Source organism: Zunongwangia sp., from assembly GCF_048269745.1.
GTDB lineage: Bacteria > Bacteroidota > Bacteroidia > Flavobacteriales > Flavobacteriaceae > Zunongwangia.
On the sequence record NZ_JBLXIB010000015.1, the window covers coordinates 1 to 24340 of the forward strand.

Below are 24340 nucleotides of genomic sequence, written 5' to 3' on the forward strand. Positions count from 1 at the left end.
TTTTACACGTCCTAAAGGCAAGGCTATGGGAGGTGACGCAGGATTTCATCGTGAAGTTTCTATAGATAGTCTAAAGTTTAACGAAGATGGTTCGATCATTGAAGTTAAACCAACTCTAGAAGGAATAGCACCCCTAGAATGAGAAAATGAGAAATTTGCTTACATGGTGTGTTTTTGTGTTGGTTTTTTCAGGAGTTATTTCTTGCAAACAAACTTCTTCTGAAGATAATTCAGAGAAGGCTTCAGGTCTCAATTCCGAAGAAAAAGCTAAGGAAATAATGGCCGCTTATTTAATGGTCTATTTTAAGGATAACGATCATAGCTTGCACATGGCTTTAAGTAAAGACGGTAAGAGTTTTAGTGATATTAATGATGGCAAAGCCGTAATTGCCGGCGATACTATTGCAGAGCAAAAAGGAATTCGCGATCCTCATATTTATCGTGGCCCGCAAGGCAACTTTTACTTGGGAATGACCGATCTTCATATTTTTGCAAAACGTGACGGCATTCGAGAAACCGAATGGCAGCGCGATGGCGATACATATGGATGGGGAAACAATCGCGGATTTGTACTGATGAAATCCAACGATCTAATTCACTGGAGCAAAGCAAATATTCGTTTAGATCAATCTTTCTCTGGTTTAGATGAAATTGGCGCTGCCTGGGCACCAGAGACGTTATTCGATAAAAAAGCGGGTAAATTTATGCTGTATTATACTATGCGAATGGGTAATGAGCGTAATCAGATGTACTATTCGTATGTAAACGATGATTTTGATAGTTTGTTGAGTGCACCAAAACTGATTTTTGAGTATCCAAAAGAAGTATCTTATATCGATGCCGATATTAGTGAAATTGAAGGGAAATATCATATGTTTTACACTCCACATGATGGTATGCCGGGCATAAAGCAGGCGGTTTCTTCTGAAATTAATAAAGGATATAAGTACCAGGAAAAATGGATTGATAAAGAAACAGAGGCTAGTGAAGCTCCAAACGTATGGAAAATTATTGGTGAAGATAAATGGATTTTGATGTATGATATCTACGGAATTCAGCCGCATAATTTTGGATTTTTAGAAACAACAGATTTTGAAAATTTTAAAAACCTTGGACATTTTAACGAAGGAGAAATGAAGGCCACTAATTTTTCTTCTCCTAAACACGGTGCGGTGATTCATCTTAGCCAAAAAGAAGCTGAAACTCTGGCTGATCATTGGAAGTTTGATTTTTAAAATAGAATTATGAAATTAAGATTTGGTTTATTATTCCTATTATTTATTTCACAAATATCGATCGCCCAGGATAGTATGGATGCGTATCTTTTTGCTTATTTTGAAGGAAAAGGAAAAGGCGAACTTCAGGAGCAGTTACGATTTGCAGTAAGCAGAGATGCTAAAAACTGGAAAGCTTTAAATAATAACCAACCTATTATAGGTTCAGATAGTATTTCGAATTCCGGCGGTATTCGTGATCCTCATATTCTAAGAAATGAAGGTCAGTTTTTTATAGTTGCTACAGATATGTTCACCATAAAAAACGGCTGGGGAAGTAACCCTGGAATCGTTTTAATGCATTCCGATAATCTGATAGATTGGAAAACTTCAGCAATAGATTTTAAAAAACAGTTTCCTGAAACTTTTAAAAATGTACAATGGGTATGGGCACCACAAACTTTTTACGATAAAGCCAAAGATAAATACCTAATCTATTTTACGATTCGATTTGAAGGACAGGATAATCTTGATTTTTATAGTGCGTATGCCAATAGAGATTTTACCGGATTTGAAAGTGAACCTACTTTAATGTTCAGAGCTAAATATGGTGCAATAGATGGTGATATCATTTATAAAGATGGTCTTTATCATCTGTTTTATAAAGGAAATACAAAAAATGAAGAAGGAGAAGAAATAAAAAATGGAATTCAGCAGGCGGTTAGTAAATCTTTGGAAGGGCCATGGAAAGAAGATTTTAAATATTTAGATGCCTATGCCGGTACAAAAACACATGTAGAAGGATCTTCTGTATTTAAGCTGAATGATAGTAAAGAATATATTTTAATGTACGACCTGTATTCTAGTGGTCGTTATGAGTTTCAGAGAAGTAAGGATCTTTTTAATTTTTCAGAAGAAACCGAAAGTTTTACTAAGGATTTTTTTCCACGTCATGGTAGTGTAATTGGTATTACTGAGGTTGAATTAGAGCGACTTGATAAGAAATGGGGTGGTGTACCCGAAAAAAATAAATTAATATTTAAGATTAATGAAATTAAGAAACATTTTTTTAGTGATAATATGTTCACTTTTCGCAGTGAACACTTATGCGCAGCAAGATTCATCTGTAGTTTTTAAACCTACTCAAAATCCAATTTTTACGCATAAATACACAGCAGATCCAGCTGCTCTTGTAGAAGATGATGTTTTGTGGTTGTTCACAGGACATGATTATGAAGGTGGACAAAAAGGTTATAAGATGAAGGATTGGCTCGTATTTTCAACAAAAGATATGAAAACCTGGAAAGAACATCCCATCCCTTTAAAAATTACCGATTTTAAATGGGCAACTAGTGGTGATGCTTATGCTGGTCATGTTGCTAAAAGGAATGGAAAATATTACTGGTATATTAGTACCAATTGGAATGGAATTGGAGTGGCAGTAGCCGATAAGCCAGAGGGGCCTTATAAAGATGCATTGGGAGAACCACTATTGACCAATGAAGATTGTTTCGCTTCATCGCATAACTGGACGTGTATAGATCCTGCAATTTTTATTGATGATGATAATCAACCATGGATTTTTTGGGGAAATGGGGTTTGTTATTATGCAAAGCTTAAGGACAACATGATCGAGATCGACGGAGAAATCAAGAAAATAGATTTTGAAGGTTTAAATTTTACCGAGGCACCTTGGGTGCATAAGGCTAATGGAAAATATTATCTGACGTATGCTACAGGTTTCCCCGAAAAAATAGCTTATGCCATGGCCGATGATATCGAAGGGCCTTATGAGTATAAAGGAATCTTAAACGAAATTGCAGGGAATAGCAATACCAACCATCAGTCAATCGTAGAGTTTAATGACGACTGGTATTTTATTTATCATAATGGGGGTATTCAAACCGATGGTTCCAGTTATAGTAGATCTGTTTGTATTGAAAAAATGGAATACAACGAAGATGGAACTATAAAACCAATTGTTATGACTACTAAAGGAATTTATAAAGAAGAATAAATTATTCATTTGCTTCTAAATTCTAGAAATTACTCAACTGCCAGAAACAAATAAAAGTTCTGTAGACTCTGAGGAATAAATCTAGATCACCACTTTATTCATTTTATTAAAAAAGATTTTTTTTGAATAGGCTAATTTTTATACAGATGGTAATTTATGTTTTAAAATTTCAGAAATCTGTATTTCAATCTTTATAAAAGTATCTAAATTAATTAATTCTGATTTTAAGTGCGATAAAATTAAATTGCTATCGAAAACGATTTTTTATTTTTTTATATCTTAATGCTAAACCTTACAAAATATGTTTTTATGGGTTGTAAACAGACCTTATTTTGGTTAATATTAATTGTTTAAATTTTGATGTTATGTATGCTGATATGAAAAGGACAGAAATTAGAGATTCTTTAAAAAAGTTAATTACTCAATACATTGAAGAATGTACAAATTGTGATAAAATTTCAGACGATTTCTATAATTTATTAAAGCATAATTTCATGGCGAAATTTGTGTTCTATAATAAAGAAGAAAAAACCATAGAGATTGGTATAAATGAAGGATCAGAGCCAACTACCTATCCTAAAATTAAGGTTTTTAGTTTTCCGGTTACTAAGTCTACAGAATGGTTAGATAAATCGTTTAAAAGCAATCGAACCGATCTAGAATTTTATGGAAAGTTATTAAATAGAGGCGATATTCTTAGTGCTTCAGAATTGACGCTTATTTAAGCTATAACGTATATTTTAAAGAAAATAGATACAATAAAAAAAGGCCGAATTTTGGCCTTTTTTTATTGTTAGTATGTATTAGTTTTTATGCAAAATATGATTCACAATAATTTTAGCATGCATTCTAGAATTTTCAATAAACCATTTGTAAGTTTCCATTCCTCCACAAATTACACCTGCTAAATAGATTCCTTTAATATTGGTTTCCATTGTTTTTTCATCATACATCGGTATTTTTTTATCTTCGTCTTTTAGAGAAATACCAATTTTATCTAGAAAAGCAAAATTAGGTTGGTAACCAGTAAGTAAAAGTACAAAGTCATTTTCCAGAGTTTGTTCACCATCTGGAGTATTTACAATAACCTTGTGTTCTTTAATTTCTTTGATATCAGAATTAAAAAGAGCTTTAATACTTCCTTCTTCAATTCTATTAACAATATCAGGGCGTACCCAATATTTTACACGGGGACCTATATCTTCAGATCTAATAACCATAGTTACTTCTCCACCTTTACGATAAATCTCTAAAGCTGCATCTACAGCAGAATTACTGGCACCTACTACAATTGTTTTTTGTGTGGCGTAGTAATGAGGATCGTTATAATAATGGGCTACCTTAGGTAAATTTTCACCGGGAACATTTAAGTGATTCGGAATATCGTAAAAACCGGTAGCAACAATTACATTTTTGGCTTTATAATTACCTTTTGTAGTTGTAACTTCTTTTAAATTAGAATTTGATTTTACTTGAGTAACTTTTTCAAATAATTGAATATTTATTTCATTCGAACTTACAATTCTTCTGTAATATTCAAGTGCTTCAGCTTTTCTAGGCTTCGGATTATTGCTTATAAATGGAATATTATCTAACTCTAATTTTTCAGAAGTAGAGAAAAATGTCATATTCGTTGGATAGTTATAAAGGCTATTTACTAAACATCCTTTTTCAATAATAAGATAAGAAAGATTATGTTTCTTGGCTTCTAGTCCACAAGCAATACCTATTGGGCCGCCTCCTATTATAATTAAATCGTAATTTTCGTTATGCGTTTGCAAGGGTTTTTAAATCTTTAATTGTTTGTGTTTGGTTTTCTGCTTTAAAAACAAAGCTGCCAGCCACCAAAACATCGGCTCCAGCTTTAATTAGTTTGGCAGCATTTTCAGTAGTGACACCGCCATCAATTTCAATAAGAGTATCTGCGTTTTGGTCTATTATTAATTGTTTTAAACGCATAACCTTATCGTAAGTATGCTGAATGAAACTTTGGCCACCAAAACCAGGATTTACACTCATTACAAGTACTATGTCGATATCTTTAATAACTTCTTTCAATAAATCTACAGGAGTATGTGGATTTAAAGCTACTCCGGCTTTCATACCTTCATTTTTAATAGATTGTAATGTGCGGTGTAAATGCGAACAAGCTTCATAGTGAACTGTAAGATTAGTGGCACCTAATTTAGCAAATGTTGAAATATACTGATCTGGATTGGTGATCATTAAATGTACATCCATAGTTTTTTTGGCGTGTTGTTTAATAGCACTAACTACAGGCATACCAAAAGAAATATTAGGTACAAAAACACCATCCATAATATCTACGTGAAACCATTGTGCTTCACTTTGGTTAACCATTTCGATATCTCGCTGTAAGTTACCAAAATCTGCTGCTAATAACGACGGTGCGATTATTTTTTCTTTCATTATAAAAGTTCTATGTTCTATTTACAAAAATACTAAGAATAAGTTGCTGTTTAAAAATAAATCGAAGAACTAATTTTCCTTTTTAAATTGAATATCTTTGAGGTAGTTTTTAAAAAATGAACTATGGTATTTATCGAAAACGAAGGAATTACCAATCCTTTTATAAATCTAGCATTAGAAGAATATATTTTACGAAATTTTGACGATAGTAAAGATTATTTGCTTTTTTATATAAATGAACCTTCAATAATAATTGGGCGAAACCAAAATACAATTGAAGAAATAAATCATTCCTATGTAGAAGAGAAAAATATACATGTAATTCGTCGAATCTCGGGTGGTGGAGCCGTATATCACGATTTCGGGAACTTAAATTTTAGTTTCATCACTAATTATGATGTGAAAAGTTTAAATAATTTTAGAAAATTCACAGAACCCGTAATTAAAGTGCTTAATAAAATGGGTGTTCCGGCAGAATTAAAAGGACGAAATGATATTGTTGCTAACGATCGTAAAATTTCCGGAAATGCACAATTTAGTAGTGTAAAACGGATGTTTAGTCATGGAACATTATTATTAGACTCCGATTTAGATGAGGTTACCAAAGCGCTTCAAGTAAAAATGAGTAAAATTCAATCTAAGGGGCATAAATCGGTTCGTAGTCGTGTAGCTAATATTAGCGAATTTTTAGAAGAACCAATGGATATTAATTCTTTTCGAGCATCAGTTTTAAAAGGGTTATATGAAGAGCGAGAAGAATTCGAAACTTACCATTTAACGCCAGAAGATTGGGAGGGCGTGCATAAATTGAAAGCTGAAAAGTACGATACATGGGATTGGAATTACGGACGATCGCCAAAATTTAATATCCAACGAACTAAACGATTTTCGGTTGGTGAATTAGATCTTAGAATTTTTGTTGAGAAAGGAATTATTGAAGAATTTAAAATCTACGGAGATTTCTTTGGTAAAGAACCAGTCACTAATATCGAAAACCGATTAATAGGGGAGCGTTACGATAAAAAAACAATTGAATCTAAATTAGCCGATATCGATACTAAATTTTATTTCGGCGATTTACCAAAAGAAGATTTTATCGAACTTATTTATGGAGAAGATGAAGAATAAGTAATCCATAATTTCTGTTTTTTGATAGTGTTTTTAGTAAAACAAAAACCTCTATAAATGAATCGACCCCGGGTCATCACTCCGGGGTCATTCATCAATCAAAAAACGAACAGTTATTATTGCAGTTGGGTCATCACTCCCAATACTAAACTGTTGTTACCTTAAATATTTTATAAAAAGATAAGTAAAATACTTCTCTAATTTTAGTTATTATCAATTTCTAATCGACAAATTAAATACGTTTTATTCGGAAATAATAAATTTTAATTAAAGTTTAGTATTTCAATTCTTACCAAATTCTTTTAAATATCCAGAAAAACACTCGTTTTATTCGCTTTTATAAAAGCAGTAGGAGATTGTCCTGTAAATTTTTTAAAGGTTCTGCTAAAATTACTTAAGGTATTGTAACCTACGCTATAGCCTACCTTTTCTATATCTTCATTATAATCGGTGAACAGTTCTATAGCATGTATAATTCTAACATGGTTTAAATAATTAGTAAAACTCATCATTTCTTTTTTAAATAAGCGCGTTAAATTTCGTACTGAAAATCCAAATTTATCCGCAATTTGTGTTAAGTTGATTTGTTCCTGATAATTCTTGTCGATAAAAGATAAAACGTTTTGAAGCCTTTCATTTTTAGAAGAAATAAAGCCTTTTAAAGGAAACGATTGTAAGCTATCGATGGTTTTAATCATTTCAAGAAACGAGTAAGTAAAATTATATAATTCTAAATGTTTTTTTTTGTTTAATTGTTCGGATTGTTGGCTTATGTAGAGTAAATTTTCTAAAACAAAACTATTTGAAGTGAGCGGTAAAAACTGTTCTAATTTTATTGAATTAGGGAAATAAATAAGGAACATTTTTACCCTTTCGTTACGACTTTGAAGATTATGAGCACATTTAGCGGGTATAAGTCCAATAAAGCGTTCAGGTAAAAAGTATTGTTTTTTATCAACGGTAATATGTAACGTTCCCTTAATCATAAAAATAAGTTGATGGTGCTCTTCATGTAAGTGTGTATCCATATTTAGATACTCAATTTCAGTAGTTGTACTATAAATGTCGCTTTTGTTCATTCTGAAATCTTAATATAATCATAATGGCCAAATAAGTTAAAAAGTAGTCTTTATGTACCATATCGGCTCAATACGTATCGTCTAATTTAGTAAAAAAATAAAATCATGGATACTATAAAAGAATTAGATGAATTTTTAGGAGGACATTTCCTATATACTTACGATAATGGATGGAATTACGAAATGTATGTGAAGAATAAAAATACCATAGATTATAGAATACATAGTGGTATGGTTGGTGGCCGTTGGGTAAGAGACCAAAAGGTTGATATCGTAAAAATTGTGGATGGTGTTTTTAAAATTTGTTGGACAGAGCCAACAGGTACCGATGTTAGTTTAGATTTTATACCGAATGAAAATAAATTACATGGTGTAATATTTTTTCCAAAATGGGTACATGAGCGTCCTGATATTACAGTATGCTTTCAAAATGATCACATCGACCTCATGGAAGAATCTAGAGAGAAGTATGAAACGTATCCTAAATATGTTGTACCAGAATTCGGGAAGATTTTCTTCAAAAAGAATGAAGGTCAGAATAACGAAAAAGTGGTAGCAGAAGGCCCTAAAGAAGGTATGATAGAAAAAATGGTTAGTGGAGAATTAAGCTTTTCATAAAAATTACATCCAGAATAGTGTGAAGCTATTCTGGATGCTTATAATCCTTAAATAAATTAGTTCAAAGTAATTATAAAAAAGATAGGCATGTCAAATTTAAAAATTAAGGTTTTTAACGGGGGAGATACCCTAGCTGGGTTTGCTGTAAACTCCGTTTTAATTTATAGCGAAAACGATGCAGTACTATTAGACACGCAATTCTCACAAAGTAGTGCCCATAGGTTTGTAGGTATGGTAACAGAAAACGGCGTAAAACCATCTCGTATTTATATAAGCCATTTTCATCCCGATCACTTTTTAGCTTTAAATGTCATAAAAAAGAATTTCCAGATATCGAGGTGCTATCGCTTCCCAATATTGCAGATTTAGTTAATGGTGCATTCGATTTTAAAATTGACTATTGGGGAAAAGAAGTCTTAAAACTAAATGGAGCAAAAGAAGCCATAGAAGTAAAACCTATGTCGAAGCCTTATTTAGAATTGGAAGGTGAAAAAATTGAAATTTTAGGACCTCTTAGAGGAGATTCTGATGATGCCTCAGCGCTATGGATCCCATCTATAAAAACCTTGCTCGCGATTGATGCCGTTTTTGCTGATGCTTACGTTTGGATTGCTGATGCAAAAACAATCGAATCCCGTAAAGATTGGTTTAAAGTTTTAGATGATTTTGAAGCTTTAAATCCAGAAGTTGTGGTACCCGGACATTCTCCTTCTAATGATCCTAAATATTTCGATCCAAAAAATATAAAGTTCACAAGAAAATATATTAAAGATTTTGAAGAAGTCTGGAGAAATGCCAATTCAAGTGATGAAATTATAGATAAGATGCTGGAAAAATATCCAGGACTTGCTGCAAAAATTTGCTTAGAAATGAGTGCTAAAATTTTAAAAGATCGTTATGCATGGCCAGGAGAATATCCACAGGAGTTAAGAGATCTTGAACCTGAGATTTAATAGTAAAACCAATAAAAAGACAGAATTATGGAAAATAATATAAAATTTAATTATAGTAATAAAACAGTAGTAATTACTGGAGCTGCATCCGGTATTGGAAGATCTACAGCTATAGCATTTGCCAAAAATAATGCTAATGTGATTATAGGGGATATTAGTGATGATGCTAAAGAAACAACTAAAATGATTCAGGATCTTGGTTTTAAGGCCGATTTTGTCAAAACTGATGTTTCAAAGTCTACAGAAGTAAAAAACCTTATCGATTATGCTGTAGAAAAATATGATAAGATCGATTTTGCTTTCAATAATGCGGGAATTTTGCCCCCAACATCTCCATTTGCGGAGGTGGAAGAGAACGACTTTGATAAAATTATTGATGTAGATTTAAAAGGAGTTTTCCTTTCAGTGAAATATGAAATCGAAGCGATGCTAAAAACTGGAGGAGGAGCGATTGTGAATACAGCATCTGTCGCTGGTGTGGTTGCAGATCCAGGGATGGCACCTTATGCGGCTGCTAAACACGGTGTAATTGGATTAACAAAAGCCGCTGCTTTAGATTATGCACAAAAGAATATTCGTGTAAATGCAATTGCACCGGGGTTAATACGAACACCAATGACGGAGCGCTGGTTAGATGATCCAGAAATTAATGAAGCACTGATGAATAACAGTCCTATGAAACGTCCGGCAGAACCAAGTGAAGTTGCTCATCCTGTATTATTCTTATGTTCGCCAGAAGCTTCTTTTGTTAATGGAAGTGTATTTACGGTAGACGGTGGTCAAACCGCTCATTAAATTAGTTTCATTTGGATTATAATTCCTATTATTGATTAAATTAAAAGCTTTTCTCATTTGGAGAAAAGCTTTTTGTTTTTAAGCATATAGAAAAGTCAAAACAAAAACCTTTATAAATGAAGCGACCCCGGGTCATCACTCCGGGGTCATTCATCAATCAAAAAACGAACAGTTATTTCCATGGTTGGGTCATCACTCCCACCACTAAACTGTTGTCATCTTAAATATTTTTAACCTAAGTAGGTTTTTAAAATTTTACTGCGAGACGTATGTTTTAAACGTCTAATCGCTTTTTCTTTAATTTGTCGAACACGTTCTCTTGTAAGATCAAAAGTCTCGCCAATTTCTTCCAATGTCATTGGATGTTGGTCACCCAATCCAAAATATAGACGAATAACGTCGGCTTCACGAGGAGTTAATGTCTCTAAAGCACGCTCGATTTCTGTTCGTAAAGATTCATGTAATAAATCTTTATCTGGGTTAGGAGATTCACCAGAACGCAATACATCATATAAGTTAGAATCTTCACCTTCTACTAAAGGAGCATCCATCGATACGTGACGACCAGAATTCTTCATCGATTCCTTAACGTCATTAACCGTCATGTCTAACTCTTTCGCAATCTCTTCAGCACTAGGAGAACGTTCATGAGATTGTTCTAAGAAAGCAAAAGTCTTATTGATTTTATTAATAGAACCAATCTTGTTTAAAGGTAAACGAACAATACGAGATTGTTCAGCTAAGGCTTGTAGAATAGATTGTCTAATCCACCAAACTGCGTACGATATAAATTTAAAACCACGAGTTTCATCAAAACGCTTTGCCGCTTTAATTAGTCCTAAATTTCCTTCGTTAATAAGATCGGGAAGTGTTAAACCTTGGTTTTGATATTGTTTTGCTACAGAAACTACAAAACGTAAATTCGCTTTTGTAAGTTTTTCTAAAGCACGGTTATCACCCGCTTTTATTCGTTGTGCTAATTCTACCTCTTCATCAGCGGTAATTAAATCTACTTTACCAATTTCTTGCAAATACTTATCTAGCGAAGCAGTTTCACGGTTAGTTACCTGCTTCGTAATTTTAAGTTGTCTCATCTATCTTCTCCTGGGTTTTTAAATATGAATAGCTCTTGTAAAGTGTTATACGTAAATAGCCCTGTAAATGTTACAAATAGAAATATAATTTTTTGTGAAGTATAATGAAAAACAGATATTTTTCTGCTTAAAATCTGCGTTACTTACAGTAAATAAGGGCTTTGAGTATGAATTTTGAAAGGGAAATAAAAAATTATAAAAGAATGTTTTTTTTGAAAATAAAATAAAAAAGGCATCGATTATCGATGCCTTTTTTAAAAGTATAACAGGAAAACGATTATTTTTTATCGTTTCTTGAATTTCTATCGTTACGTTTATTAGGAGTACGTTCTTCAGATTTATCATCTTGTTTACGTTCCGTACGTTCAGGTCTTGGAAGTAATGCTTTTCTAGAAACTTTCTCTTTTCTAGTTTTCGGATCAACTCCAAAGTATTTAACATCAATAACATCACCAAGGTTTACTACGTCAGTTACATTATTAGTACGTTCCCAAGCTAGTTCTGAGATATGAAGTAGCACTTCGTTTCCTGGAGCTTCAACATATTCTACTACTGCACCAAAGTCTAGCAATTTAATTACTTTAACCTCGTATACGCTACCTTTAACCGGTTTAAAAGTAAGTGCTTCTAGTTTAGCAAGTACTTTTTCGATTCCTTCTTGGTTTGTTCCTAATATTTCAACAATACCTTCTTCTGTTTCAGGATCTTCGTTTATTACGATTTCTGTTTCTGTAACTTTTTGAAGTTCTTGTATGTTTTTACCACCAGGACCAATAAATGCTCCAATAAATTCACCAGGCATTCTTCTGGTGATAATTTTAGGCGCATGTGCTTTTACTGTTCCATTAGGCTCAGCAATAGTTTCGGTTATTTTTCCTAGGATATGAAGTCTACCTTCACGAGCTTGTTTTAATGCATTTACCAAAATTTCATAAGATAAACCTTTAACTTTGATGTCCATTTGGCAAGCTGTAATACCGTCTTCTGTACCTGTAACTTTAAAGTCCATGTCTCCTAAGTGATCTTCATCACCAAGAATATCAGAAAGTACGGCATAATCTTCACCATCAGAAATAAGTCCCATTGCAATTCCGGAAACTGGTTTTTTCAATTGTATACCAGCATCCATAAGTGCCATTGTACCAGCACATACTGTTGCCATTGATGAAGAACCATTAGATTCTAAAATTTCAGAAACAACTCGGACAACATAAGGACAATCTTTAGGAATCATTCCTTTTAATGCACGTTGAGCAAGATTTCCGTGTCCGATTTCTCGTCTAGACGTTCCTCTAATTGGATACGCTTCTCCAGTTGAGAAAGGAGGGAAGTTATAATGAAGGTAAAAACGTTCTTCTCCTTCTATAGATGGAGTGTCTACTTTATTAACTTCTCTAGAAGTACCAAGAGTTACTGTAGCTAAGGATTGTGTTTCACCACGAGTAAATATAGAAGATCCGTGTGGAGAAGGCAAATAATCTACTTCGCACCAGATTGGTCTAATTTCAGTAGTTTTTCTTCCGTCTAAACGAAGTCCTTCTTTAAGTACAACATCTCTTACAGCTTTTTTATGAGATTCTCCGAAATAAGAAGAAATTAATTTTCCTTTTTCTTCTAATTCTTCTTCACTAAATAAGCCTAAAACTTCTTCTTTTAAATCAGCAAAAGCTTCTGTTCTTTCTTGTTTTGTACTAGCAGCTTTCGCTATTTCGTAAGCTTTGTTATAAGTAGCTTCGTTTATTTTATCTCTTAAAGCTTCATCATTCTGAGCAACTTCGTATTCACGAGTTTCTTTTTTACCAAAAGCTTCAACTAATTTAAGCTGAGCTTCACATTGAGTTTTGATAGATTCATGAGCAAATTTAATGGCTTCAATCATTTCTTCTTCAGAAATTTCATCCATTTCACCTTCAACCATCATTACAGAATCTGCTGAAGCTCCTACCATAATATCTAGGTCTGCTTTTTCTAATTGAGCAAAACTAGGATTAATCAATAATTCACCATCTACTCGAGCTACTCGTACTTCAGAAATAGGAGTCTCAAAAGGAATATCAGATAATTGTATAGCTGCTGATGCTGCTAAACCAGCAAGTGCATCTGGCATAACTTCAGGATCGTGAGACATTAACTGAATCATTACCTGAGTTTCGAATTTGTAATCTTTTGGGAAAAGAGGGCGCAATACTCGGTCTACCAAACGCATTACTAAAATTTCTTCGTTACTTGGTCGAGCCTCTCTTTTAAAGAATCCTCCAGGAAAACGACCAGCTGCCGCAAATTTTTCACGGTAGTCTAAAGTAAGCGGGAAAAAATCCATGGTAGTAGGCTTGTAAGATGAAACTACTGTACATAGTAACATTGCATCTCCCATTTTAACAACAACCGACCCGTGAGCCTGTTTTGCTAATTTTCCGGTTTCGATAGAGATTTGTCTTCCATCTCCTAAATCGATAACCTCTTTACATGTTTTTGGAATCATAAAATTTTAATTGTGGTATTACTGCTTTTTAAGCAGTTACTTGTTAAACAAAGGTCTGCGTCATTTTTCAGACGTCTAAAGTTGTGTTGTTGTAGGAAGACCAATGAAAAACTACCTAATAAGGTGACAATTTGTAATAGAAATAAAAAATAGTAAAATTTTTAGAAAAGAAATTAGATTATTTCTATAAAAAAGGGGGCAAAAAAGCCCCCTGAAATTTTATTTTCTTAATCCTAATTCTTTAATGATAGCACGATATCTCATGATATCTTTCTTCATTAAATAATCCAAAAGTCTTCTTCGCTTACCTACAAGACCTACTAGTGAACGCTCAGTGTTATAATCTTTACGATTCTTTTTTAAGTGTTCTGACAAGTGAGAGATTCTGTAAGTAAATAACGCGATTTGTCCTTCTGCAGAACCAGTGTTGGTTTTTCCTTCACCGTACTTTTCGAAAATTTCTTCTTTCTTTTCTTTAGTTAAATACATTCCAATATTTTTTAATGATTTTTATGTATTAACAGGATTTCTGTTACGGGCGCAAATGTACTACTTTTTTACAGATGAACCACTTAAAGTGAAAAATATTTTAAGCTCTTACTGGCTGATTTTGAATAAGATCCAGATAGAGGTTGATTTTGTTTTTTAGTTCTGACCGTTTAGTAATGAAATCTAAAAAGCCGTGTTCTTGTAAAAATTCTGAAGTTTGAAAGTCTTTAGGAAGATCTTTTCCGGTAGTATCTTTAACTACACGTGGCCCTGCAAAACCAATAAGAGCACCGGGTTCAGAAATATTAATATCACCAAGCATAGCGAAAGATGCAGTTGTGCCACCTGTAGTAGGATCTGTACAAAGTGATATATAAGGAAGTTTAGCCTCTGCTAATTGGGCTAGTTTTACAGAAGTTTTTGCTAGTTGCATTAACGATAAAACAGCTTCTTGCATTCTAGCACCTCCTGATTTAGATATTATTAATAAAGGAAGTTTATGTTCTATAGCATAATCTGCAGCTCGTGCAATTTTTTCTCCGACTACAGAGCCCATAGAACCACCAATAAATTTAAAATCCATACAGGCAATTACAATATCTTTTCCTTTAGATTTTCCTGTCGCAGTACGGATGGCATCTTTAAGGTCTGTTTTTTCTTGAGCTGTTTTTAAACGCTCGGTATATTTTTTAGAATCTTTAAAATTTAAAGGATCTTTTGCAGAAAGGTTCTTATCTAACTCTTTGAAATTATTATCATCAAAAAGTATTTTAAAATATTCAGTACTTCCTATTCGAACATGGTAGCCATCTTCTGGGCTTACGTAAAAGTTACTTTCCAACTGATCGGCATCTACAATTTTTCCTGTTGGCGACTTATACCATAAACCTTTTGGAACATCTTTCTTCTGCTCAGTAGGAGTCTGGATACCTTTTTGTGTTCGTTTAAACCAAGCCATAATATTCTAATTTTATCTCATTGGGATTTGTTCCCTAGAGTATTACTATCAAAAAATAAAAACAGCTGAAATTATAGTAATCTCAGCTGTTTACTATGCTTTTTATTAAAGCGTATTTACATTATTTAAATCTTCGAAAGCTTTTTTAAGACGAGTCTTGAATGTAAGCTCTCCTTCACGTACCCATTTTCTTGGATCGTAATATTTTTTATTTGGAACATCGGCACCTTCCGGGTTTCCAATTTGAGAAGCCAAATATTCTTTTTTATCACCCATGTAATCACGGATACCTTCAGCATAAGCATATTGAAGGTCAGTATCGATGTTCATTTTGATAACACCGTATCCAATAGCTTCACGAATTTCTTCTACTGTAGAACCACTTCCTCCATGGAAAACAAAGTCGATATGATTTTCTTCAACTTTATACTCTTTAGTGATATAATCTTGAGAGTTTTTAAGAATTTTTGGAGTTAATTTTACGTTTCCTGGTTTGTAAACACCATGAACATTTCCAAAAGCAGCAGCAATAGTGAATTGATCACTTACTTTACTTAATTCTTCATAAGCGTAAGCAACTTCTTCTGGCTGAGTGTATAATTTTGAAGAATCTACATCAGTATTATCTACACCATCTTCTTCACCACCGGTAATACCCAATTCAATTTCCAAAGTCATTCCCATCTTGCTCATACGATCAAGATATTTCTTACAAATTTCAAGGTTTTCTTTTAAAGGTTCTTCACTAAGATCAATCATGTGAGAACTATAAAGTGGCTTTCCTGTTGCTTCAAAATGTTTTTCACTAGCATCTAGTAAGCCGTCTATCCAAGGTAATAATTTCTTGGCACAGTGGTCAGTATGCATAATTACTGTAGCTCCATAAGCTTCAGCAAGTGTATGTACGTGTTTAGCACCGGCTACAGCTCCTGCTATAGCAGCTTTTTGACCTTCGTTAGAAAGACCTTTGCCGCCGTTAAATTGTGCTCCTCCGTTAGAAAATTGAATGATTACTGGAGAGTTAAGCTCAGCAGCAGTTTCTAGAACTGCATTTATGGTACTAGAACTAATAACGTTTACTCCAGGAAGGGCAAATCCTTTCTTTTTAGCATAATCAAATATTTCTTGTACTTCCTTTCCGGTTGCAACACCGGGTTTAATGTTGTGACTCATAACTTTAGTTGAATTAGGTTTACAAAATTAAGAAAATAATATGGGTTAAAAGGGATAATTGATACCAACATTATAAACAGCATGTGCAAAATTATATTCTTTGAACCATCTATTGCCAAGTGTCCTTGCTGGATTATAGGTTTTAAACCCAATATCGAATCTTAAAATGAAAAAATTAAAATCGTATCGAAGTCCGAAGCCAGAACCTATTGCGATTTCTTTTAAATCGGACAAGGAGGTAAATGTAGAAGCATCGTCTTCAACTATATCTAACACATTCCAAATATTACCTGCATCAATAAAAAATGCGCTATTTAATGATCCAAATAAATTATAGCGATGTTCTAAATTAAAAGCCAGTTTCATGTTTGCTTCATTAAATTCATTTCTTCCACCGCTACTACCAGGTCCTAAATCGTATGCTTGCCAAGCCCTATTATCGTTAGGTCCACCGGCAAAAAAACTACGTGTAAATGGAATGCTATTTGCATTTTCGTATGGGATAGCAACCCCACCAAAAGATCGGAAAGCTAATATATTATCGTGTCCCAAATCCCAGTGTTTTATAAAATCAATTTCCGGTTTTATATATTGAGAGAAGTTAACACCTAGAATCTCGTAATTACCATTGTTGTTTTTATTTAAACCGGAAATTTTAGAAACTGCCGATAAAAAATTTCCTGCTGCTTCTATTTTAAAGCGGAATCTAGTAAATTCTTGGTCATACAAATTTTCTTTTGTATTCCATAAATAGGTATAGCTAGAAGCGTAAATTAAATTATTTTCTGTGAGTCGTAGTTTTCGTTCATCAATATTTCTAACAATATTAGTCTCTCCACTGGTTAGTCCAGTAGTGGTTGTATTATTATTACGTATGTCGGCAATAAAACTCTCGATTCCGTTAGGGATACTTAAATTGCCATTAGTATTAAAATATGCCGAATTTGTAGTTACAGTTTCCTGATTTGCAATCTCATTTAGATCGTTATAAGAACTTCTATATACATTAAAATAATTATCGGTATTTAAATTTCGAACATATTGAATATCCAAAAGCTCGAAACTATTTGTTAAATTTTTTGAAGGATTCCATTTATAACTAAATTTTCCAGTTAAATTTTGCTTATCTAGTCCTATGTTTTTCTGAGTACTCACCCCAAAGCTAATAGCTGTAAAAGGAGCCATATATTTAGGAATAACCTTGTCGGTATTTAATGGAAAGAAAATTCTGGGTAAGGTTAAGCTAATGTCAGCACCAATTTCAGTAATATCAAAAAATTGATCTTGATTTTTATTAGAAACGGCATCTTTTGAAGATCCTATACTTCCTCTAGCAGAAATTTGAAGATTTTCAGCTCTTCTAAATATATTCCGAATTAAAAAAGATCCGCCAAAACCAATCCCAAATTTTTGAATATTTGATTGAGAAAGGTCAAAATCGAAACCTAACGAATATTTTTTTTGAGGAGTTAAAAAGATGTTGGTAATTAGTTTTGTATCTGTAGTGTCTGCCGGATCTGGCATGTATTGAATGTTAGGGTACTTGAAAACCTGATAGGAATTTAAACGGCTATAGGTTCGGTTTCTATCAATATCTCTATATTTTTTGTCCGGACGAATAAATATAGCATCTGTAATAGCTTCTGGTTTAAATGCTAACTTATCGTAACTATATAAGTAATAATTTCCGACTTGTGCACTATCTAATAAAGGAGCATTTTTGTTCGCAAATTCATAATCTGTAATAATGTTTACCCGGCTTATATGTTGAACTTTAAAAGTTTGTAGCGTATCGGTATTACCTTCATTAGCTTGTAAATCCTGAATTCGGAGTGTGGTATTTACATTGTGGTTGGTCTGTATAGTATCAGCATCGAACGTAATTAATTCCTGTTCGAAATTATGAATACCGTTATTTCTGAACAATCTAGTTAAGCGTTCGCGCTCTGCATTGAAATCTAATGTTTTATATTGTTTTCTCTTTTTTATAAAAGAATTTTCTTGATGCTCTTTATAAATTGAATCCAAAACCGGCGCTTCTATAAGCGTTTTTATAGAATCTATTTGGTACGGTTTTCCTGTTTCAATAGTATACGTTACTTGAGCTCGTTTTTCTTTATCTAATTCAGTAATTTTTGAAGTGGTTTTTACATTAAACCAACCATTATTCCAGTAATAAGACTCTAATTCAGCTTTAGATTCTTCAATTTTATTTTTATTAACAATTGCCGGAGCTTCTCCAGTTTTTTTAATCCATTTATTGAAATTTTTTCGACTTTCAATATATTTATCAAATTGCTTTTTTGATAATTTTCGGATTAAACGCTTCTGTTTTACTGTATCTTCAACATATTTTTTACTTAAAATAGAATCTATATTAGGGCGCGCCAAATTGTAAAAATGCAAACGAAATGGAAAGCCTAAAAAACGTGTGTTTGGTTTTTGTTCCAATAAATTATAAACGCTGCTATTAGTAGATGTCTCGCCATTTATAACAATATTATTTTTTTTTAGTAAAAGATCATCTCCATCTAAGCGTTTTACAGTATTGCAAGAGTAAAGTACTAGAATTGGTAAAAAAAATAATGATATTTTTGCAAAGAGTCTTTTCAAATAATTGTTTTTTAAAGAAATCAAAAATACATTTTTTGCATGGTTAGTAAAAGCCAAATTAAATTAATAACGAGTCTTGCTCAAAAAAAATATAGACAACGAAATGGAATTTTTGTTGCTGAAGGAATTAAAGTAATTCGTGAGCTGTTAGCAGCTTCAATTCCCTTAGAGCATTTGTTTACTACTGAAGCTATTTTTGATGCACCCGAAGAAAAAACAGCAATTGTAGATTTAAAATCTCTAAAAAAGGTTAGTTTTTTAAAAACACCACAAACCGCTCTTGCGCTTTTTAAAATTCAAAATTCTGAAATAAAAGAAGTGCAAGGATTAACTTTAGCCTTAGATGGTGTTCGTGACCCTGGTAATTTAGGAACGATAATACGACTGTGCGATTGGTTCGGAATCACTAATTTAGTATGCTCTACAGATACAGTAGATTGTTATAACCCTAAAGTTATACAATCTACCATGGGGTCTATTGCTCGTGTAAAAATACAGTATACTGATTTGCCAGTTTTTTTAGAGTCTAAACAAATACCTATATATGGCACTTTTATGGAAGGTGAAAATGTTTATAAAACTGAATTAAACGAATCCGGAATTTTAGTAATGGGAAATGAGGCTAATGGAGTTTCTTTACCCATAGAAAAAATGGTCACTCAAAAAATTAGTATTCCACAATTTGGTAATCAGCAAAAAACAGAAAGTTTAAATGTAGCTACAGCTACAGCCATCTTTTTGAGTGAATTCCGAAGAGGAATGTGATTTTTACTGAAAAGTAAAGTTAATAAAAACGGCATTCGATGTCATTTTAGCTACATTTCCAGTATAAATACTATTTGGATTATTATCTCGAACAAGCTCGTCGTTTAAACCAAAAACACCTCGAATAGATGGAGAAAATTTAAAGTAGTATAAATAAAAATCAATCCCAATACCAAGTTCATAATAATAATTATGAGTTGTCATTCTAAATTGTCCGTTAGAATTATCATCTGGGCTATCTTCATTACTCGCTAAATTTATAGAATACGAAAATCCGCCTTCTATAAATGGTTTAAAATTATTTACTCGGTTAGTAGATATTTTTAATAGTAAAGGAATGTGTACGTAAGTTGATCTAATCTCTCGATATGTCTCACTAGACGAGTAACCAGCTGGTTTAAAACTACGAGAATTGAAATTCACACCGGGTTGTAATCGTAAATCGATATTTTTATGAAGCTTTAAATTTCCTAACAAACCAACATTAAAACCGATGTTTCGCTCAACCTGTAAATCTTGTCCTCTGTATGGATTGTCATCGTACGATTTGTAATCGAAATTAAAATCATATACATTAAACCCTAAAAAATATCCCCAGGACCAACGCTTTTCATCTAGTTTTACACCATATTTAACATGCTCTTTGGTGAAGAGTTGAGCATGTGTTTCTACAATAGTAAATAGAAAAATAAAAATAGCTAAATAACGCTTCATAGATTTATTTTGATGCATTATAGATTGTAGCAACTCCTAAAGTTTGCGGATTGTTTGCTATGTTTGTAAAGCCAACTTTAGATAAAATAGTATTGAATTTTTCACCATGAGGAAATTCGGCAGCACTTTTACTTAAATATGCATAGGCATCTTTATCTTTAGAAAACAATTTACCAATATTTGGTAGAACAAAGTTAGAATAAATACCATATCCTTGTTTAAAAGGAAATTTAGTAGGGACAGAGGTTTCTAAAACAATAAAAAGCCCTCCTTTTTTTAATACTCTGTAAATTTCAGATAAACCAAGTTCTAAATTTTCAAAATTACGAACTCCAAAAGCTACGGTAATAACATCAAAAGATTGATCTTCAAAAGGCAAGTTTTCAGAATCGCCCTGAACCATTTCTATTTGAGTTTGCAGGTTTTTAGACATAATTTTTTTACGTCCAACCTTTAACATACCTTCCGATAAATCTAAACCAATGATTTTCTTTGCAGAAGCAACTTCTGCTATTTGAATGGCTAAATCTCCGGTTCCTGTGGCAATATCTAAAACTCTTTCTGGATTATGGTCTTTAACCATATTTACTACTTTTTTGCGCCAACCGGTATCGGTACCCATAGAGATTACTCGGTTTAATCCATCATATTTGCCCGAGATGTTATCGAACATTTTTTCAACTTGCTTTTTTTTACTTTCCGAAGAATCTTTATAAGGCGTAATTTTACTCATTCTTACAATTTTGCTTCAAATATAAGTTATATCATACAATTCACGATGTTGATTTATGAAATGTTGTGACACAGTGATTTTTCATTTGTCTAAAATAACTTACATTTGTCTTTTCTACACAATTTTAGGCAGTTATATGAAGATAATTATCGCAGGTGCAGGAGAAGTAGGTTTTCATTTAGCAAAATTACTTTCTTTTGAATCTCAAGATATCACTTTAATAGATACCAATAGAGATAATTTGCAATATGCAGATACTCATTTAGACATTCGTACCATTAAAGGTGATGCTACTTCAATACGAATATTGAAAGAGTCTAATGTTAAATACTGCGATATGCTTATTGGTGTAACTTCTAGCGAGGCCACTAATATAACAACTTGTGTTTTAGCTAAACAGTTAGGAGCATCAAGAACTATTGCGCGAATTTCGAATACTGAATTTTTAGCACAACGAGAAGAAATTGGTTTTACTCAATTTGGTATAGATGAGTTAATTTCTCCAGAAGCATTAGCTGCTAGAGAAATAAGTTTATTATTAAATCAGTCTGCTTTTAATGATAGTTATGAATTTGAAGAAGGAGCGCTAACCATGATAGGGTTAAGCCTTTCTAGGAGTGCTGAATTTGTAGGTAAAACGGTTAAAGAAGCTGCCAGAATATTTCCGCAACTTAATTTCGTCCCCATAGCAATTCAACGTTTTGGTACCCAATATACATTAATACCTAGAGGAGATACTCAGTTTAAAGAAGGTGATCAGGTTTATTTTATTACGTTAAAAAGTGGGGTAGAAGAACTTTATAAACTAACAGGTAAAAAAAAGCAAGATATAAAGAATGTGATGATTTTGGGAGGAAGCAAAATCGGAACAAAAACAGCTCGAGATTTATGCCAAAACGGATTCAATGTAAAACTAGTAGAAACCAACAAAGAAAAAGCTTATGATTTGGCAGATGAGCTACCAAAGACTTTAATTATTTATGGAGATGGCCGAAATGTTGAATTATTAGAAGAAGAAAATATCCACGACATGGATGCTTTTATTGCCGTAACCGGTAATTCGGAAACTAATATTATGTCTTGTTTGGTAGCAAAATCTAAAAGTGTAAAAAAAACCATCTCTTTAGTAGAGAATATGGATTATTATCAGCTAAGTCACTCGATAGGAATTGATACTTTAATTAACAAAAAGCTATTAGCAGCTAATACTATATTCCGTTATATTCGTAAAGGTGAGGTGGTAGCTATGACAAAGCTCAATAATATGAATGCGGAACTTCTCGAATTTATCGTGAAACCCGGTTGCCAAGTAGCTAGAAAGAAAATTAAGAATATCGATTTTCCCAGATCTGCTATAATTGGTGGAATTATTAGAGAAGGCGAAGGAGTTATTGCTTTGGGAGAATTTTTAATTCAGCCGGGCGATAGAATTGTAGTTTGTTGTTTACCACGATCTATTAAGAAAGTAGAAAAACTCTTTTTATAATGCCTAGGCTTAATTATAAAATCATAACGCATGTAATGGGAGTATTGCTGCTGTGTAATGGTGGTTTTATGCTCTTTTCGGTTCTTATTAGTTTTTTATATAAAGATGGGGTTACCTTGCAACTTTCCACAGCAACTTTAATCACACTTTTAATAGGAATAATACTTATGTTCACTACACGAGGACATCGTAAGGAAATGAAAGTTCGAGAAGGATATATTATTGTAACTTTCGGTTGGATTTTTATGACTCTAAGTGGTACATTACCTTATGTTATAACAAAAGCAATCCCAGATTTTACGAATGCTTTTTTTGAAACCATGTCTGGGTATACCACAACAGGAGCATCTATTCTGAATGACATTGAAGCAATTCCGAAAGGAATTTTGTTTTGGCGTAGTTTAACGCATTGGATAGGTGGGATGGGAATTATTGTTCTTGCAATAGCTATTTTGCCTTTACTAGGAATAGGGGGGATGCAACTTTTTGCTGCAGAATCTCCCGGACCAAGTGCCGATAAATTGAAGCCAAGAATTGCAGATACCGCAAAACGTTTATGGCTTATTTATGTAAGTTACACAGCAGCAGAAACCATTTTATTAATGGCAGCGGGCATGAGCTTTTTTGATGCTATAAATCATGCTTTTAGTACACTTTCTACCGGAGGTTTTTCCACAAAAAATGCAAGTATGGCATATTGGAATGATCAACCATTAATTCAATATATAGTTATTCTATTTATGTTTTTAGCAGGGAGTAATTTTGTAATGAGTTACTTTGCATTTAAAGGAAAGGTACAGCGAGTTTTAAAAGACGACGAGTTTAAATGGTATTTTTATTTTGTAGCTTTTTTTACAGCAGTTTCTGCAATAGTAGTTTATTCACAAGCAGATGTTTCTATATCTTCAATAGATCATCCAATGGTTTGGGGAGAAGGTGAAAGCGCTTTTCGGCATTCATTATTTCAAGTATTAACTATAATTACTACTACCGGTTTTGTATCGGCAGATTATACACTTTGGACTCCTTTTTTAACGATTTTCTATTTTGGAATGTTCTTTTTAGGAGGGTCTGCAGGGAGTACCGCTGGAGGTGTAAAAGTAATGCGGCATATTATCATGATTCGAAATGGGTTTATAGAGTTCAAACGGACATTGCACCCTAATGCTATACTACCAGTACGATTTAATAAGAAATCGATAAATGATAATATTGTATTTAATATTCAAGGTTTCTTTATTCTTTATATGCTTTCTTTTATAATTGGAGCTATAGTGTTAGCTGCACTAGGTTTAGATTTTGAAACTGCTATTGGAGGAGCCGCATCTTCATTAGGAAATATAGGTCCGGCTTTTGGAGCATTAAGCCCGGTAAATAATTTCGATTTACTACCCGATTTTGGAAAATGGTGGTGTTCTTTTTTAATGCTAATTGGGCGGTTAGAGTTATTTACAGTTTTAATTATATTAACACCTTTTTTCTGGAGAAATAGATAACTGCTGGAATTTATTCAGTATTATTTTCATGTTGAATAAGACTTCATATCGACTATACCTTCTTTTGAAGAAATTTAGAATAAAAACAATCGATAATCAATAA

The 24340-nt window shown here is 32.9% G+C and carries 23 protein-coding genes; 12 read left to right on the plus strand and 11 right to left on the minus strand.

Annotated features, from left to right (window positions below):
- The first annotated feature begins 146 nt into the window (after nucleotides 1-146).
- From ACN0WI_RS14505 to ACN0WI_RS14520, 4 genes are all read left to right on the plus strand, one after another.
- Nucleotides 147-1235, plus strand: coding sequence for a glycoside hydrolase family 43 protein (locus ACN0WI_RS14505; protein ID WP_417887764.1), 1089 nt, complete (start codon nucleotides 147-149; stop codon nucleotides 1233-1235).
- A 9-nt stretch (nucleotides 1236-1244) separates the two neighbouring features.
- The gene (locus ACN0WI_RS14510; protein WP_417887765.1) at nucleotides 1245-2351 is read left to right on the plus strand and encodes a glycoside hydrolase family 43 protein; all 1107 of its coding nucleotides are present in this window, start codon (nucleotides 1245-1247) and stop codon (nucleotides 2349-2351) included.
- Nucleotides 2311-3231, plus strand: coding sequence for a glycoside hydrolase family 43 protein (locus ACN0WI_RS14515; RefSeq protein WP_417887766.1), 921 nt, complete (start codon nucleotides 2311-2313; stop codon nucleotides 3229-3231). Before ACN0WI_RS14510 ends, ACN0WI_RS14515 begins: the two co-directional genes overlap by 41 nt.
- A 377-nt stretch (nucleotides 3232-3608) precedes the next feature.
- Nucleotides 3609-3956, plus strand: a complete 348-nt coding sequence (locus tag ACN0WI_RS14520) for a hypothetical protein (protein WP_417887767.1) — start codon at nucleotides 3609-3611, stop codon at nucleotides 3954-3956.
- Nucleotides 3957-4034: 78 nt separating this feature from the next.
- Here ACN0WI_RS14520 and ACN0WI_RS14525 read toward each other — a convergent pair whose 3' ends face one another.
- A complete protein-coding gene (locus ACN0WI_RS14525) occupies nucleotides 4035-5012 on the minus strand; it encodes a YpdA family putative bacillithiol disulfide reductase (protein WP_417887768.1) in 978 nt (325 codons plus the stop codon).
- Nucleotides 4999-5661, minus strand: coding sequence for a ribulose-phosphate 3-epimerase (rpe, locus tag ACN0WI_RS14530; protein ID WP_417887769.1), 663 nt, complete (start codon nucleotides 5659-5661; stop codon nucleotides 4999-5001). The genes ACN0WI_RS14525 and rpe overlap by 14 nt, the downstream gene beginning before the upstream one ends.
- A 123-nt stretch (nucleotides 5662-5784) precedes the next feature.
- Between rpe and ACN0WI_RS14535 the strand changes: the two genes are divergently transcribed.
- Nucleotides 5785-6789, plus strand: coding sequence for a lipoate--protein ligase (locus ACN0WI_RS14535; RefSeq protein ID WP_417887770.1), 1005 nt, complete (start codon nucleotides 5785-5787; stop codon nucleotides 6787-6789).
- Nucleotides 6790-7091: 302 nt separating this feature from the next.
- On the opposite strand, the gene ACN0WI_RS14540 is transcribed toward ACN0WI_RS14535, so the two are convergent.
- Nucleotides 7092-7868 carry a helix-turn-helix domain-containing protein gene (locus tag ACN0WI_RS14540; RefSeq protein ID WP_417887771.1) on the minus strand — a complete coding sequence of 259 codons (777 nt, stop codon included), beginning with the start codon at nucleotides 7866-7868 and terminating at the stop codon, nucleotides 7092-7094.
- A gap of 105 nt (nucleotides 7869-7973) precedes the next feature.
- Between ACN0WI_RS14540 and ACN0WI_RS14545 the strand changes: the two genes are divergently transcribed.
- From ACN0WI_RS14545 to ACN0WI_RS14560, 4 genes are all read left to right on the plus strand, one after another.
- Nucleotides 7974-8486, plus strand: coding sequence for a phenolic acid decarboxylase (locus ACN0WI_RS14545; protein ID WP_417887772.1), 513 nt, complete (start codon nucleotides 7974-7976; stop codon nucleotides 8484-8486).
- Between the two features lie 87 nt (nucleotides 8487-8573).
- A complete protein-coding gene (locus ACN0WI_RS14550) occupies nucleotides 8574-8855 on the plus strand; it encodes an MBL fold metallo-hydrolase (RefSeq protein ID WP_417887773.1) in 282 nt (93 codons plus the stop codon).
- Nucleotides 8825-9439 carry a hypothetical protein gene (locus tag ACN0WI_RS14555; protein WP_417887774.1) on the plus strand — a complete coding sequence of 205 codons (615 nt, stop codon included), beginning with the start codon at nucleotides 8825-8827 and terminating at the stop codon, nucleotides 9437-9439. Before ACN0WI_RS14550 ends, ACN0WI_RS14555 begins: the two co-directional genes overlap by 31 nt.
- A gap of 27 nt (nucleotides 9440-9466) precedes the next feature.
- Nucleotides 9467-10234, plus strand: coding sequence for an SDR family NAD(P)-dependent oxidoreductase (locus ACN0WI_RS14560; RefSeq protein ID WP_417887775.1), 768 nt, complete (start codon nucleotides 9467-9469; stop codon nucleotides 10232-10234).
- A 230-nt stretch (nucleotides 10235-10464) separates the two neighbouring features.
- Here ACN0WI_RS14560 and ACN0WI_RS14565 read toward each other — a convergent pair whose 3' ends face one another.
- From ACN0WI_RS14565 to ACN0WI_RS14590, 6 genes are all read right to left on the minus strand, one after another.
- A complete protein-coding gene (locus ACN0WI_RS14565; RefSeq protein WP_417887776.1) occupies nucleotides 10465-11328 on the minus strand; it encodes a sigma-70 family RNA polymerase sigma factor in 864 nt (287 codons plus the stop codon).
- 277 nt (nucleotides 11329-11605) lie between these two features.
- A complete protein-coding gene (locus ACN0WI_RS14570) occupies nucleotides 11606-13810 on the minus strand; it encodes a polyribonucleotide nucleotidyltransferase (RefSeq protein WP_417887777.1) in 2205 nt (734 codons plus the stop codon).
- Between the two features lie 219 nt (nucleotides 13811-14029).
- Nucleotides 14030-14299, minus strand: coding sequence for a 30S ribosomal protein S15 (gene rpsO / locus ACN0WI_RS14575; RefSeq protein WP_417887778.1), 270 nt, complete (start codon nucleotides 14297-14299; stop codon nucleotides 14030-14032).
- Nucleotides 14300-14399: 100 nt separating this feature from the next.
- Nucleotides 14400-15257 (minus strand): acetyl-CoA carboxylase, carboxyltransferase subunit beta, encoded by an 858-nt coding sequence (accD, locus tag ACN0WI_RS14580; RefSeq protein WP_417887779.1) that lies wholly within the window; start codon nucleotides 15255-15257, stop codon nucleotides 14400-14402.
- Between the two features lie 105 nt (nucleotides 15258-15362).
- A complete protein-coding gene (fbaA, locus tag ACN0WI_RS14585; RefSeq protein WP_417887780.1) occupies nucleotides 15363-16430 on the minus strand; it encodes a class II fructose-bisphosphate aldolase in 1068 nt (355 codons plus the stop codon).
- 45 nt (nucleotides 16431-16475) lie between these two features.
- Nucleotides 16476-19043 carry a BamA/TamA family outer membrane protein gene (locus tag ACN0WI_RS14590; protein WP_417887781.1) on the minus strand — a complete coding sequence of 856 codons (2568 nt, stop codon included), beginning with the start codon at nucleotides 19041-19043 and terminating at the stop codon, nucleotides 16476-16478.
- Between the two features lie 39 nt (nucleotides 19044-19082).
- Here ACN0WI_RS14590 and ACN0WI_RS14595 point away from each other — a divergent pair, with 39 nt between their 5' ends.
- Nucleotides 19083-19808: a TrmH family RNA methyltransferase gene (locus ACN0WI_RS14595; RefSeq protein WP_417887783.1), complete on the plus strand. Its 726-nt coding sequence runs from the start codon at nucleotides 19083-19085 to the stop codon at nucleotides 19806-19808.
- Between the two features lie 3 nt (nucleotides 19809-19811).
- Here ACN0WI_RS14595 and ACN0WI_RS14600 read toward each other — a convergent pair whose 3' ends face one another.
- Both ACN0WI_RS14600 and ubiE read right to left on the minus strand, forming a co-directional pair.
- On the minus strand, nucleotides 19812-20522 hold the full coding sequence (locus tag ACN0WI_RS14600; RefSeq protein ID WP_417887784.1) for a porin family protein: 711 nt from the start codon (nucleotides 20520-20522) through the stop codon (nucleotides 19812-19814).
- A 4-nt stretch (nucleotides 20523-20526) separates the two neighbouring features.
- The gene (gene ubiE, locus ACN0WI_RS14605; protein WP_417887785.1) at nucleotides 20527-21255 is read right to left on the minus strand and encodes a bifunctional demethylmenaquinone methyltransferase/2-methoxy-6-polyprenyl-1,4-benzoquinol methylase UbiE; all 729 of its coding nucleotides are present in this window, start codon (nucleotides 21253-21255) and stop codon (nucleotides 20527-20529) included.
- A gap of 136 nt (nucleotides 21256-21391) precedes the next feature.
- Here ubiE and trkA point away from each other — a divergent pair, with 136 nt between their 5' ends.
- Together trkA and ACN0WI_RS14615 are read left to right on the plus strand one after the other, a co-directional pair.
- Nucleotides 21392-22741 carry a Trk system potassium transporter TrkA gene (gene trkA, locus ACN0WI_RS14610; RefSeq protein ID WP_417887786.1) on the plus strand — a complete coding sequence of 450 codons (1350 nt, stop codon included), beginning with the start codon at nucleotides 21392-21394 and terminating at the stop codon, nucleotides 22739-22741.
- Nucleotides 22741-24237 carry a TrkH family potassium uptake protein gene (locus ACN0WI_RS14615; protein WP_417887787.1) on the plus strand — a complete coding sequence of 499 codons (1497 nt, stop codon included), beginning with the start codon at nucleotides 22741-22743 and terminating at the stop codon, nucleotides 24235-24237. The genes trkA and ACN0WI_RS14615 overlap by 1 nt, the downstream gene beginning before the upstream one ends.
- Nucleotides 24238-24340: the final 103 nt, after the last annotated feature.

What these genes read in the sequence shown, in the direction of transcription:
- ACN0WI_RS14510 (WP_417887765.1), top strand. Translation starts at nt 1,245, where the DNA reads ATGAAATTAAGATTTGGTTTATTATTCCTATTATTTATTTCACAAATA.
- ACN0WI_RS14615 (WP_417887787.1), top strand. Translation starts at nt 22,741, where the DNA reads ATGCCTAGGCTTAATTATAAAATCATAACGCATGTAATGGGAGTATTG.
- rpe (WP_417887769.1), bottom strand. Translation starts at nt 5,661, where the DNA reads ATGAAAGAAAAAATAATCGCACCGTCGTTATTAGCAGCAGATTTTGGT.
- ACN0WI_RS14535 (WP_417887770.1), top strand. Translation starts at nt 5,785, where the DNA reads ATGGTATTTATCGAAAACGAAGGAATTACCAATCCTTTTATAAATCTA.
- ACN0WI_RS14560 (WP_417887775.1), top strand. Translation starts at nt 9,467, where the DNA reads ATGGAAAATAATATAAAATTTAATTATAGTAATAAAACAGTAGTAATT.
- ACN0WI_RS14505 (WP_417887764.1), top strand. Translation starts at nt 147, where the DNA reads ATGAGAAATTTGCTTACATGGTGTGTTTTTGTGTTGGTTTTTTCAGGA.
- ACN0WI_RS14550 (WP_417887773.1), top strand. Translation starts at nt 8,574, where the DNA reads ATGTCAAATTTAAAAATTAAGGTTTTTAACGGGGGAGATACCCTAGCT.
- ACN0WI_RS14570 (WP_417887777.1), bottom strand. Translation starts at nt 13,810, where the DNA reads ATGATTCCAAAAACATGTAAAGAGGTTATCGATTTAGGAGATGGAAGA.
- trkA (WP_417887786.1), top strand. Translation starts at nt 21,392, where the DNA reads ATGAAGATAATTATCGCAGGTGCAGGAGAAGTAGGTTTTCATTTAGCA.
- ACN0WI_RS14565 (WP_417887776.1), bottom strand. Translation starts at nt 11,328, where the DNA reads ATGAGACAACTTAAAATTACGAAGCAGGTAACTAACCGTGAAACTGCT.
- ubiE (WP_417887785.1), bottom strand. Translation starts at nt 21,255, where the DNA reads ATGAGTAAAATTACGCCTTATAAAGATTCTTCGGAAAGTAAAAAAAAG.
- accD (WP_417887779.1), bottom strand. Translation starts at nt 15,257, where the DNA reads ATGGCTTGGTTTAAACGAACACAAAAAGGTATCCAGACTCCTACTGAG.
- rpsO (WP_417887778.1), bottom strand. Translation starts at nt 14,299, where the DNA reads ATGTATTTAACTAAAGAAAAGAAAGAAGAAATTTTCGAAAAGTACGGT.
- ACN0WI_RS14540 (WP_417887771.1), bottom strand. Translation starts at nt 7,868, where the DNA reads ATGAACAAAAGCGACATTTATAGTACAACTACTGAAATTGAGTATCTA.
- ACN0WI_RS14545 (WP_417887772.1), top strand. Translation starts at nt 7,974, where the DNA reads ATGGATACTATAAAAGAATTAGATGAATTTTTAGGAGGACATTTCCTA.
- ACN0WI_RS14595 (WP_417887783.1), top strand. Translation starts at nt 19,083, where the DNA reads ATGGTTAGTAAAAGCCAAATTAAATTAATAACGAGTCTTGCTCAAAAA.
- fbaA (WP_417887780.1), bottom strand. Translation starts at nt 16,430, where the DNA reads ATGAGTCACAACATTAAACCCGGTGTTGCAACCGGAAAGGAAGTACAA.
- ACN0WI_RS14520 (WP_417887767.1), top strand. Translation starts at nt 3,609, where the DNA reads ATGAAAAGGACAGAAATTAGAGATTCTTTAAAAAAGTTAATTACTCAA.
- ACN0WI_RS14600 (WP_417887784.1), bottom strand. Translation starts at nt 20,522, where the DNA reads ATGAAGCGTTATTTAGCTATTTTTATTTTTCTATTTACTATTGTAGAA.